Genomic DNA, 11,100 nt, shown 5'->3' on the forward strand with positions numbered 1-11,100 from the left:
GGTCGCTGAACCACTTACCGGAGACCTCTTCGTCTATCGATCACCGCCACGCCGCAACCTCAGCCAGCGCCCGACATTACGAAACGCGACCTAGGCCGTGCTGCAGGCGCGTCGGGTCTGGACGGGCCCGCGGCGGCGCCGGTCGCTCTCGCCCTGGTGGCGATCGGCCCCGAGCCCGTTCACGAACCCGCCGCCATCGTCCCGGCGGACCGCACGCTGCGGCTCGGAGCGGGCTTGATCGGTGGCGCACAAGGAAGGGCCAGGGCGATGCGCAACGACCCATGCCGCGGCGCGGTTGCGGGAAGTTGTCGGTGGGTGGCGTTAGGGTCGGTTCGCGATGGTGGATGACGACGCTTCCGTGACGAGTGACCCGATGACTGCCCAGCCACGGGCTGCCGAGCCGGCGGTGACCGGTGCGGGGACGGCCCGGCCGCCGGAGGCTCGTTCCCTGGCCGGCCGAGCGGGGACCGCCTGGGCTGTGACGGCCGGGCACGAGTCCACCGGCGACGGGAACGGGCGCGGGTTCGCCGATCCGGGCCCGGCCGACGCCGGTGGTGTCCACGCCGGCGATCCGGTGCCCGAGACCCGCCCGTGTGCCCATTGTGGGCGGCCGGTTCCGCAGCGGGCTGCCGCCGGTCGTCCGTTCCGCTACTGCCGGGACAACGACGGCGAGTGCCAGCGGGCCTCGCGCAACGTGCGGATGCGGCACCGGTCCTCGCCCGGGCTCGCCGGTCAGGTGGCCCGCACGTGGGAGGCCGTCGACCGTCTCGATCAGCTTGTCGGCACGCTCAGCGAGGCGCTGCACGCCGAGATGTCGCCGGCCGGGGTGGAGCGGCAGGTGGCCGAGGTACGGGCGGAGACGTCCCGGCAGATCGCCGCTGCGCACACCGAACGCGACGACGCTCGCCGCGATGCCGATCGGGCGGCCGAGGCCGCCGGGGCGGCTGCGCAGGAGGCTGCTGTCGCGCGGGCCGAGCGCGATGACGCCCAGCAGGCGGCGCAGCATGCCCGGCGTCTGGCCGAGGCTGCCGCGCAGGACGCCCGGCTGGCCGTTGCGGGGCGGGACGAGGCGCAGGCTGCTGCCAGCGCTGCTGTCGCGCTGCGGGAGCAGGCGGAGACGGAACGGGACCGGGCGCGGGCTGAGGCCACGGCTGTCCGGCAGGATCTCGACGACGCCCGCAGGGAAAGAGAGGCGAAGTCCCGCGAGCTCGATGACGCCCGCCGGGAAAACGAGGCGAGGTCCCGTGAACTGGAAGGCGCTCGCCAAGAGAGCGAGGCGAAGTCCCGCCAGCTGGACGACGCCCGCCGGGAGAGCGAAGCGAGAGCGCGCGAGCTGGAAGGCGCCCGCCAGGAGGTGGAGGCTGCACGGGCCGACGTGCAGACGCTGACCCGTGATCTCGCCGCCGCGCGGGAGCAGGCCGCGGCAGCCGGCGAGCGGGCTGAGGCCCTCGGGCGTGAGCTGGACGCTGCCCGGGCCGAGGCGCAGCAGGCAGTGCGCGATGTCACCGCCGCGCGGGCCGAGGCCGGCCGGGAGCGGGAGAACGCCGAGCGTGCCGCGCGCGAAGTCGAGGCGCTGCGGCGTACCGTGGGTGAGGAGCGGGCGGCGCTCGCCGCGGCCCGCGGTGACGCGGACGCCGCGCACACCCGGGTGGCTCAGCTGTCGGCGCAGGTCAGTGACCTGGCCTCGGCGCTGGCGTCACTCGGTCCGGGCCGGGCCGTCCCGGCACAGACGCCGGCCGGCGGATCGGGCAGCGGAGCCGCTGAACCGGCCGTCCCGCAGGCACGGTGACCGACATCGCGCTATCCGTAGATCTCGCAAAGTCGCGTAAAGTGGACCAAGGTCCACTTCAGGACGGGGCTGAGTCGGCCGATAGGGGACCCGGGCGGTTAGGCTCGAAGCGTTAACACCGTCGACATACGGCGGTCGCGGCAGGAATCTCGCGACCGCCCCTTTCGTTACACCAACGGAAGCAGCACCACGAGCGAGGGGAAAGCCGATCATGGGCGAACGCATGCTGCGCGGCAGCCGTCTAGGCGCAGTCAGCTACGAGTCCGACCGCAACACGGAGCTGGCGCCCCGGCAGACCCGCGAGTACCTGTGCGTGAAGGGTCACCAGTTCGAGGTGCCGTTCGCCGTCGACGCCGAGGTGCCGATCACCTGGGAGTGCAAGTTCGACGGCAGCGTCGCACGACTGGTCGACGGCAACGAGCCGGAGCAGAAGAAGGCGAAGCCGCCGCGTACCCACTGGGACATGCTGCTCGAGCGCCGGTCGATCTCGGAGCTGGAGGACATCCTCAACGAACGGCTTCAGGAGGTCCGCACCCGTCGGGGGCGCTGACCGCAGGTAGCAACGTCATCGCCGTCCCGCACACCAGCGGGACGGCGATTTTGTCGTGGACCCGGGCTAGCGGACGATCTCGCCCTCGACGACCTCGCCCGACACGATCTGCCCGGGCGGCCCGAACGACGCGGGACCGGACGAGGCATCCGGCGCCGGCTCGTCGACCGGGGCGGACTGGCGCACCCGCACGTGGCGGGGGCCGAACAGGTCACCGGCGACCGACGCCGGCACCCGCCGCTCGGTGGCGCGTTCCACACCGCGGCGGGCCAGGAGCCGCCCGGGCGGCACGACCAGCAGCAGCCCGGCGACCGCGGAGATGAAACCGGGCACGGCCAGCAGCAGCGCGCCGAGCAGACCGACCAGGGAGTTGCTCACCTGCGGGCCCGGCGGGCGGCCGGCCTCGGCGGCGGCCCGGAAGCCGCGCCAGCCGCGGATGCCCTCGCGGCGCAGCAGCACCAGCCCGGCCACGCTCGACGCGGCGATGATCAGCAGGGCCCAGAACGCGCCGAGCGCGTGCACCACGGCCACGAACACGGATATCTCCGCCACCGCGAGCAGGAGCAGCCCCAGCGGGAGCAGAGCCAGACTTCGGCGCATCATCCCCAACCTTCCGGCGTCGCCTCGACGCCCACGGCAAGCATGACACGCCCGTGCCCGGTCACGGCCAGGTCGAACCCTGCCGCGGCTTGCGCCCGAGCTTGGCCAGGACGGCGTCCTTACGGGCCGACACCCCCCACACGGTGACCCTGAGCAGCTGTTCCTTGAAGATGTTGCCGCTCATCTTGCTGACGCCGTGTTCGCGTTCGGTGAACGTGATCGGCACCTCGGCCATCCGGAAACCGTGCCGGTAGGTGCGCCAGGCCAGCTCCACCTGGAACGAGTAGCCGGTCGAGGCCACCGCCGCGACGTCGATCGCGTCGAGCACGGCCATCCGGTACGCCCGATAGCCGCCGGTGGCGTCCTTGAACGGCATGCCCAGCGCCATCCGGATGTAGATGTTGCCGCCGCGGGAGAGCAACAGCCGGTGCAGCGGCCAGTTGTGCACGCTGCCGCCGGGGATGTAGCGGGTGCCGAGCACAGCGTCGGTGTCGCGCAGCACGTCGAGCAGCTTGTGCAGCTCCTCGGGGGCGTGCGAGCCGTCGGCGTCCATCTCGACGACCGCGTCGTAGCCTTTGTTCTTGGCCCAGGCGAACCCGGCGACGTAGGCGGCGCCGAGGCCTTCCTTGCCCGCGCGGTGCAGCACGAAGATGTGGTCGTCGGCGGCGGAGATCTCATCGGCGATGTCGCCGGTGCCGTCGGGTGAGTTGTCGTCGGCGATGAGGATGTCGACGCTCGGCACGGCCTCGCGGACCCGCCGCGTGATCAGCCGGACGTTGTCCGCCTCGTTGTAGGTCGGGATGACCACGAGGACACGTCCGACCCCCGGGTATCCTTCCGCGCCCGAGACTGTCGGGTTCGCGTCGCTCACCGTTCCTCCGTCGTCGACTCTGCGGCCGCCGCCCGGTCGTCGCGGCGGCGCCGCCGCAAGGGCGCTGCCGCCACGAGGGCGAGCACGGCCAGGGCGACGGCCGCCAGCTCCGGCCAATGCCCCAAACGAGTCGCCAGCGTACGCGGTCCGTCCACCCGCATGTCACGCAGGACCACACCCGCAACGTTGAACCCGGTGGACGAGTACACCTGACCGGCCGTGCCGACAAAAGCGGACACTCCCACCGTCGACACCATCAGCGCCTCCCGCCCGTGCTCGACGGCGCGCAGCTGCACCATGGCCAGCTGCTGGCGGGCCTCGGCCTCGTTGAAGGTGGCGTTGTTGGTCTGCACGGCCAGGATCTGCGCCCCGCCGGTGACGGTGTCCCGCACGACCGAGTCGTAGGCGACCTCGAAGCAGATCACGTCGCCGACGGTCGCCGCCGGGGTCCGGACGACGCCCGGGGTGCTGCCGGCGACCATGTTCTTCACCAGGTCGACCTTGTCGCTGACGACCCGCGCGATCGGGCGCAGCGGCATGTACTCGGCGAACGGCACCGGGTGCCGCTTGATGTACACCTGGTCCAGGTCGGGGCCGGTGACCGGCTGCCACAGGATGCCGGCGTTGCGGATCTCGCCCTCGACGTCGCCGCGCAGCACCGCCCCGAGCAGGATCGGCACGCCGATGGCGGTGGCCGCCCCGGCGATCTGCTGGGCCGCGTCGGGGTTGCGCAGCGGGTCGATGTCGCTGGCGTTCTCCGGCCAGATCACCAGCTCCGGCTGCCGCTGCCGGCCGGCGCGGACCTCCTCGGCGAGTTTCTCGGTCGCGCGGACGTGGTTGAGCAGCACCGCCGCGCGCTGGGCGTTGAAGTCCAGCCCGAGCCGGGGCACGTTGCCCTGCACGATCGCGACCGTGCGGGTGGTCGCGGCGGGCTCGGCCACCGGCACCAGCGCCGGCCCGGCGATCATCGCGGCGGCGACGGCGGCGAATCCGGCCGCCGGCAGCCAGGTGCGCGGCCGGCCCCAGCGCCGCCAGGCCAGCGCGACCAGGGCGCCACCGGCAACCCCGACCGCGAAGGTCACCAGCGGGGCGCCACCGAGCACAGCCAGGCGCACCGACGGAGCCTCGGCCTGGCTGAACGCCAGCCGCCCCCACGGGAACCCGCCGAACGGGGCCCGGTCACGCAGCGCCTCCTGCGCGACCCACAGCAGCCCGGCGGTCAGCGGCCACAACACGCGCAGCCGGTCGTGCAACGGCGACAGCCACGCCCCGGCCATCCCGAGCAGCGCCAGGTAGCCGGCCTGGGCGAACGACAGCAGCATCCACGGCAGCCAGCCCGCGGCCAGGTGCGTCCAGTCCAGTAGCGGCACGAAGAACACCAGCCCGGCGATCATGCCGATCCCGGCGCCGCCGCGCAGCCGGCGCCGGTGCGTCGCCGCGGCCAGCACCGCCACCGCCACCGGCGCCAGCCACCACAGCCCGTAAGGCGGGAAGGAGACCAGCAGGGCGGCCCCGGCGGCCAGCGCGAGCAGCACGGACACCCACAGGCGCAGCGGCCGGGGCGCGGCCGGCACGACCGGGTCCGGCGCCGGCGCGGGCGTTGGCTGAAGCGTCAATAAATCCACCCGCGGAAGGCTACCTGTCGGTGGTCACGAATCCGTCGCACACGCTACCCGCCCGGACCTGCCCGTTCGGCCGGGTCTGAGCGGCCGGCCCGATGAAGCCGGACCGGGCAGCCGAGCCCGGGCAGCCAGGCGGTCACCATCCGGCGACCAGGTCCGGCACGCCGGATTACCCAGGCCTGGGTATACGTCGGGGCGCGGCCCGCAGGCCGCGCCCCGATTGCACCTTGAGATCCGTCCGGGTCCGGTGCGGCACGACGGCGCGTGACCTTCGGACCGGCGCGGCGCGGGCTGGCTGCCCCCGACGTGCCGTTGTCTACTGGCCACGTGTCGCCCTGACCGACACCGGAACAGCGCGGCCGGTCCGCGCCGCCCCGCCGACCCCCACCCCCTGGACCTGGCGTACGCGGGCATCCAGGAACGGGTGCGGGCGTGGCCAGTGGGCGAAGGAACGAAGCGAACAACAGCCGCTTCCCGGAGTAGGACTTGAAGACGGTACGTCGCACCCCCGGCCGTCTGTCAACCGGTGTCCCCGTGTCCGGGCGTGTCGCATTTCCCGGGCGTGTCCCGGCCGTTCACCCGCAGGACTACAGCGCGTCAACAAGACCGGCGGCGGCCCGCGGGTGCGAAGCGGCGAGCAGCCCCGCCGCGGCCAGCACGTACCGGCTGTCGACGACCCGACGGGCACCCGCCGGCGCCAGCCAGCCACCGGCGGTGTCCCCCAGCACCGCGTCCAGGACCGCGTCGCCGCCGCCGTGGCGCAGCACTCCGCCGGAGCCCACGACCAGCCGCACGTCCCGCAGATCCCGGCCCCCGGTCCGCGGCTGCCCCGGCCCGGCCGAGGAGCCCCGGGCGTGACGCCGCAGGGCGATCATCGCCGCGGTCGCCGCCAGCTGCCGGTCGGTCCCCACGTCGTACGGCGGCCCGCCGGTGATGTCCGGCGCCGGCAGCTTCTCCGCCGCCGCGGCCGCGACCACCCCGCTCGCCCCGACCCCGACGCCCAGGTCACCCTCGACCGTGCGGGACCGCCACAACGTCCCGGCCACGTCACGCCGCGGGCCGGTCTCGGCCTCCGCGTCCGGCACCAGCGCCGAGTACACGTCGGTGGTGGCGCCACCGACGTCGACGACCAGCACCCCGGCGCCGCTGCGGTCGGCCAGCAGTTCCACGCCGGCCAGCACCGCGTCCGGGGTCGCCGCACGCACCAGCGACGCGAACCGCGGGCCCCGCGACAGCCGCTTGCCGCCGATGACGTGCCGCAGGAACACCTGCCGGATCGCCAGCCGCGCCGGGCCCGGATCCAGCACCCCGATGCGGGGCAGCACGTTGCCCGTGACGGTCACCGGGATCCCGCGTCCGGTCAGCACCGCGGCGGCCTGCTCGCGCACGTCGGCGTTGCCGGCCAGCACCACCGGCACCCGCAGCCGCGACGTGCCCAGCCGGCCCGCGTTGTGCAGCAGCACCTCACCGTCTCCGCCGTCGGTGCCACCGACCAGAAGGATCACATCCGGACGGGCCGCGCGCAGCGCCGCCACCGCCTGCCCGTCGAGCCGGCCCGCCGCCACGTGCACGACCTGCGCGCCCGCGGACAACCCGACCCGGTGCCCGGCCTCGGCGGTGACCAGCGACTCGTACCCGATCACGGCCAGGCGCAGGCCGCCGCCGGCCGACGAGCACACGAACAGCTCGCCGTCGCCGCCCAGCGCGGCGACGGCGGCGTCGAGACCGGTCAGCACATCGGAGCCGGCCGTCGTCGGCACCTCCGCGCGCCGCACCAGCCGCCCGTCGCCGAGATCGACCAGACAGGCTTTCGTGTACGTCGACCCGACGTCGACACAGAACGCGAAGGTCATCGCCGAGTCTTCCTCGGTGCGGTCGGTCATGCCCGAGCCGGCACGACCACCGTGCCCGTGGCGGTCACCGCGACGATCGGCTCGGCCAGCACCGCCGCCGCCGATCCGCCCGTGCCCCGGCACACCACCACCGACCGGAAGTCGATGGTCCGCGACCGGGTGCCCATCCGGGTCACCGTGGCGGTCACCTCCAGCACGTCACCGGCCTGCACGGGCGCGGTGAACTGCACGTCGGAGTACGACGCGAACAGCCCCTCGTCGCCGTCGAGCCGGATGCACACCTCGGTGGCGACATCGCCGAACAACCCCAGCGAGTACGCCCCGTCGACCAGGTTCCCCGCGTAGTGGGCGTGCGCGTACGGCACGTACCGGCGATGCGTGACGGTGATCAAGAGTGGCTCCCCACGAGTGCGTGCACGAGGTACGAGGCGACCTCGCGCGGTGTCGTACCCCGGCCGAAGATCCGGTCCACGCCCAGCTCGCCGGCCATCAGCTCGTCGAACCGGGGCCCGCCCACGATCAGCAACGGCCGCTTGCCGGCCGGCATCGCCTCCCGGAACGCCGCCGTCATCGCCCGCGTGTTCTGCAGGTGCGCGTCGCGCTGGGTCACCACCTGCGACACCAGCACCGCGTCGGCCTTGCGGGCCCGGGCCTCCTCGACCAGCTCCGGCACCGACACCTGCGCACCCATGTTCGTCACCGCCAGCTCCCGGTAGTACTCCAGGCCCTTCTCCCCCGCGATGCCCTTGACGTTGAGGATCGCGTCGATGCCCACCGTGTGCGCGTCGGTGCCGATGCACGCGCCGACCACGTTCAGCCGCCGCCGCAGTTTGCGCTTGATCACCGCGTTCACCTCCTTGGCGCTCAGCAACGGGAAGTCCCGCTCGACGACCTGCACCTTGTCGGTGTCGACGAGATGACTCACCCGCCCGTAGACCACGAAGAACGTGAACTCGTCCCCCATCGGCTTGGCGTGCACCAGCAACGCCGGGTCCATGCCCATCTTGTTGGCCAGCTGCACCGCGGCGCCCTCGGCCCGCTTGTCGTGCGGGACCGGCAGCGTGAACGACAACTGCACCATCCCGTCCCCGGTGGTGTCCCCGTAGGGCCGCACGATGCTCATGATTCGAGAGCCTCCGTCACGGGGTTGTAGTAGCCGTCCTCGTGCTTGGCGACCCCGTCCAGGCCCTTGCCGCGGTCCGCCGGCCGCTTCATGATCCCGAACGTGCCGTCGGCGATCGCCGTCAGCATCGTGTCGTCGACGATCCGCTCGAGAAGCTCGATCGCCTCGCCGAGCACCGCGTGCGCCCGCGACTGGATGAAACCGCCCGGCGCCGGCACGAAATCCTCGTGCAGGTTCCCGGCCCCGTTCAGCACGTACCGCACGTTCTGCAGCGCGATGTCCCGGTCGGACAGCCACGGCGTCACCACCGCCTCGGTCATCATCCCCACCAGCAGGATCCCCTGCCCGGTCAGCGCGCCGACCAGGTTGAAGAAACCGTCAAGCAGGTTGCCCCGGAACACATCACCGGTCATGTGCTTGGTCGGCGGCATCCACTTCAGCGGCGCGTCCGGGAACAACTCCCGCGCCAGCAACGCGTGCGCCAGCTCCAGCCGGAACGACTCCGGCAGCTCCGGGTTGATCTCGAACGCGTGCCCCAGCCCCAGCTGCCAGTCCGCCAGCCCCGCCTCGTGCGCGAAGAACTCGTTGAGCAGCTGCGACACCGTCACCGTGTGCGCCGCCTCGACCGCGTCGGCCGTGGTCAGGTAGTTGTCCTCACCGGTGTTGATGATGATCCCGGCCCGGGCGTGCACCTGCCGCGAGAACCGCTGATCCACGAACGTGCGGATCGGGTTGATGTCACGGAACAGGATCCCGTACATCGAGTCGTTGAGCATCATGTCCAGGCGCTCCAGCCCGGCCAGCGCCGCGATCTCCGGCATGCACAACCCCGACGCGTAGTTCGTCAGCCGCACGTACCGGCCCAGCTCCTTCGACGTCTCGTCCAGAGCCGCCCGCATCAGCCGGAAGTTCTCCTGCGTCGCATAGGTGCCCGCGAAACCCTCCCGGGTCGCCCCCTCGGGCACATAGTCCAGCAGCGACTGCCCCGTCGACCGGATCACCGCGATCACGTCCGCGCCGGCCCGCGCCGCCGCCTGCGCCTGCGGGATGTCCTCGTAGATGTCGCCGGTCGCCACGATCAGATAGATCCACGGCCGCTGCTGCGGATCGCCGTACCGCTTGATCAGCCGGTCCCGCTCGGCCCGGCGCCGGTCCACGACCTTCAGACCCGCGCCGGTCGCCCGCCGCGCGGCCCGCCGGGCCGCGTTGACCTCGGCCTTCTTCTCCGGTACGGCGAAAGTCACCGCCCCCGCCGCGGCCTTCTGCGCCAGCACCGTGACATCCTCCACGCCCTGGGTGGCCAGGGCATGGAACACCGGCAACGCCACCCCCCGGCCCAGACCCACATCGGCGCGGACCGCGTCGACCAGCCGGTTCACCCACGGAATGCCGTCGGAATCCGCCCCCGACACCCCGGCCAGGCGCAGCACCGCCCGCTCCACCGACACCGTCGTGTGCGAGCGCGCCAGGTCCACGACCGGCTGCCCCGCCCGCGCGGCGAGCTCCCTGGCCCGCCGCACCACGTGCGGATCCAGCCCCAGCTTGTTCACGTCACTCCTCGAAGATCGTCTCGCCGTGCAGCACCGTGCGCCGGCACACCGGCCGCGCCGGCACCACCCCGTCCACGCCGGGCAACAGCACCGGCAGGCCTCCGTCCACCCCGGCCGGGGTCTCCCACACCGCGAACGTCGCCGACCGGCCCGGCGTCAGCACCCCCGCGTCGTCCACCCCGGCCGCCCGCCAGCCGCCCCGGGTGCTCACCCCGAACGCCGACCGCACACTCATCCGGTACGCCGGGTTCCGCGGCGCCGCCGCGGCCACCACCGCCGCCCACGGATCCAGCGCCGTCACCGGCGAATCCGACCCGAACGCCAGCGACACCCCGACCGCGTACATCGCCCCGATCGGATTCGTCGCCATCGCCCGCTCCACGCCGAGGCGCTGGGCGTACATCCGGTCCGGGCCACCCCACAACGCGTCGAACACCGGCTGCACGCTGGCCACCACCCCGAACTCCACCATCCGGGCGATCATCGCCTTGTCGATCAGCTCCACGTGCTCGATGCGGTGCCGGCCCTCCCGCAACCGGTCCACCCCCACCCGCCGCGCCGCGATCGCGAACCCGTCCAGCACCGCCTCGATCGCCGCGTCCCCGATGGCGTGGAAACCGCCCTGCACGCCCAGCTCGATGCACTCCAGCAGATGCGCACCGGCCTGCTCCGCCGACACGAACGCCTCACCACAACCACCGTCACCGTCGCGGTACGGCTCACGCACCGACGCCGTCCGCGACCCCAGCGCCCCGTCGGCGTACAGGTCACCGGCCGCACCGACCGCACCCAGCTCCTTGGCCCGCGCCGCCCCGCCGAGCTCACCCCAGTAGCCGAACACCTGCGGCAGCCCCGCACCCGACAACGCCAGCACCGACGCGAAATCCGCCTCGCTGGACGTGCCCGGGCCCGCGCACTCGTGCACCGCCGCCACCCCCCGCGACGCCGCGAGCCGCAACGCCGAGGTCTGCGCCGCCGTCCGCTGCGCCGCCGTCAGCGAACCCAGCGCCACCGCGCGCACCGCGTGATGCGCCTGCTCCCGCACCCAGCCCGACGCGGGGGGGGCCCCGGCCCCCCCGCCGCCCGGGGGCGGCCCCCCCCCCCCACCCCCCCCCCCCCCCCCCCAGACCCCCCCCCCGCCC

At 73.4% G+C, this 11,100-nt stretch carries 10 protein-coding genes; 2 read left to right on the plus strand and 8 right to left on the minus strand.

The genetic code is table 11. The features are described from left to right. Positions 1-373: 373 nt before the first annotated feature. Positions 374-1,789 carry a serine/threonine protein kinase gene (locus tag ACWEOZ_RS43495; protein WP_451916534.1) on the plus strand — a complete coding sequence of 472 codons (1,416 nt, stop codon included), beginning with the start codon at positions 374-376 and terminating at the stop codon, positions 1,787-1,789. A gap of 211 nt (positions 1,790-2,000) precedes the next feature. Further along, positions 2,001-2,339 carry an RNA polymerase-binding protein RbpA gene (locus tag ACWEOZ_RS43500; protein ID WP_015622005.1) on the plus strand — a complete coding sequence of 113 codons (339 nt, stop codon included), beginning with the start codon at positions 2,001-2,003 and terminating at the stop codon, positions 2,337-2,339. A gap of 66 nt (positions 2,340-2,405) precedes the next feature. On the opposite strand, the gene ACWEOZ_RS43505 is transcribed toward ACWEOZ_RS43500, so the two are convergent. From ACWEOZ_RS43505 to ACWEOZ_RS43540, 8 genes are all read right to left on the minus strand, one after another. Then, positions 2,406-2,939: an FxsA family protein gene (locus tag ACWEOZ_RS43505; RefSeq protein ID WP_451916535.1), complete on the minus strand. Its 534-nt coding sequence runs from the start codon at positions 2,937-2,939 to the stop codon at positions 2,406-2,408. Positions 2,940-3,000: 61 nt separating this feature from the next. Continuing rightward, a complete protein-coding gene (locus ACWEOZ_RS43510) occupies positions 3,001-3,810 on the minus strand; it encodes a polyprenol monophosphomannose synthase (protein WP_451916536.1) in 810 nt (269 codons plus the stop codon). Next, entirely contained in the window at positions 3,807-5,426 is a 1,620-nt protein-coding gene (gene lnt, locus ACWEOZ_RS43515; RefSeq protein ID WP_451916541.1) for an apolipoprotein N-acyltransferase, read from the minus strand. The genes ACWEOZ_RS43510 and lnt overlap by 4 nt, the downstream gene beginning before the upstream one ends. Before the next feature lie 593 nt (positions 5,427-6,019). Continuing rightward, positions 6,020-7,285: a glutamate mutase L gene (locus ACWEOZ_RS43520; protein WP_451916542.1), complete on the minus strand. Its 1,266-nt coding sequence runs from the start codon at positions 7,283-7,285 to the stop codon at positions 6,020-6,022. 26 nt (positions 7,286-7,311) lie between these two features. Further along, positions 7,312-7,677 (minus strand): 3-aminobutyryl-CoA ammonia lyase, encoded by a 366-nt coding sequence (gene kal, locus ACWEOZ_RS43525; protein WP_451916537.1) that lies wholly within the window; start codon positions 7,675-7,677, stop codon positions 7,312-7,314. Beyond that, complete coding sequence (gene kamE, locus ACWEOZ_RS43530; protein ID WP_451916538.1) at positions 7,674-8,408, minus strand: lysine 5,6-aminomutase subunit beta; 735 nt, start codon at positions 8,406-8,408, stop codon at positions 7,674-7,676. Before kamE ends, kal begins: the two co-directional genes overlap by 4 nt. After that, positions 8,405-9,958, minus strand: a complete 1,554-nt coding sequence (kamD, locus tag ACWEOZ_RS43535) for a lysine 5,6-aminomutase subunit alpha (RefSeq protein ID WP_451916539.1) — start codon at positions 9,956-9,958, stop codon at positions 8,405-8,407. Before kamD ends, kamE begins: the two co-directional genes overlap by 4 nt. A 1-nt stretch (position 9,959) precedes the next feature. Next, on the minus strand, positions 9,960-11,100 hold a 1,141-nt coding region (locus tag ACWEOZ_RS43540), incomplete at its 5' end, for an amidohydrolase (protein WP_451916540.1).

It is taken from the genome of Actinoplanes sp. NPDC004185, from assembly GCF_053603475.1.

What these genes read in the sequence shown, in the direction of transcription:
- kamE (WP_451916538.1), bottom strand. Translation starts at nt 8,408, where the DNA reads ATGAGCATCGTGCGGCCCTACGGGGACACCACCGGGGACGGGATGGTG.
- ACWEOZ_RS43500 (WP_015622005.1), top strand. Translation starts at nt 2,001, where the DNA reads ATGGGCGAACGCATGCTGCGCGGCAGCCGTCTAGGCGCAGTCAGCTAC.
- ACWEOZ_RS43495 (WP_451916534.1), top strand. Translation starts at nt 374, where the DNA reads ATGACTGCCCAGCCACGGGCTGCCGAGCCGGCGGTGACCGGTGCGGGG.
- ACWEOZ_RS43505 (WP_451916535.1), bottom strand. Translation starts at nt 2,939, where the DNA reads ATGCGCCGAAGTCTGGCTCTGCTCCCGCTGGGGCTGCTCCTGCTCGCG.
- ACWEOZ_RS43520 (WP_451916542.1), bottom strand. Translation starts at nt 7,285, where the DNA reads ATGACCTTCGCGTTCTGTGTCGACGTCGGGTCGACGTACACGAAAGCC.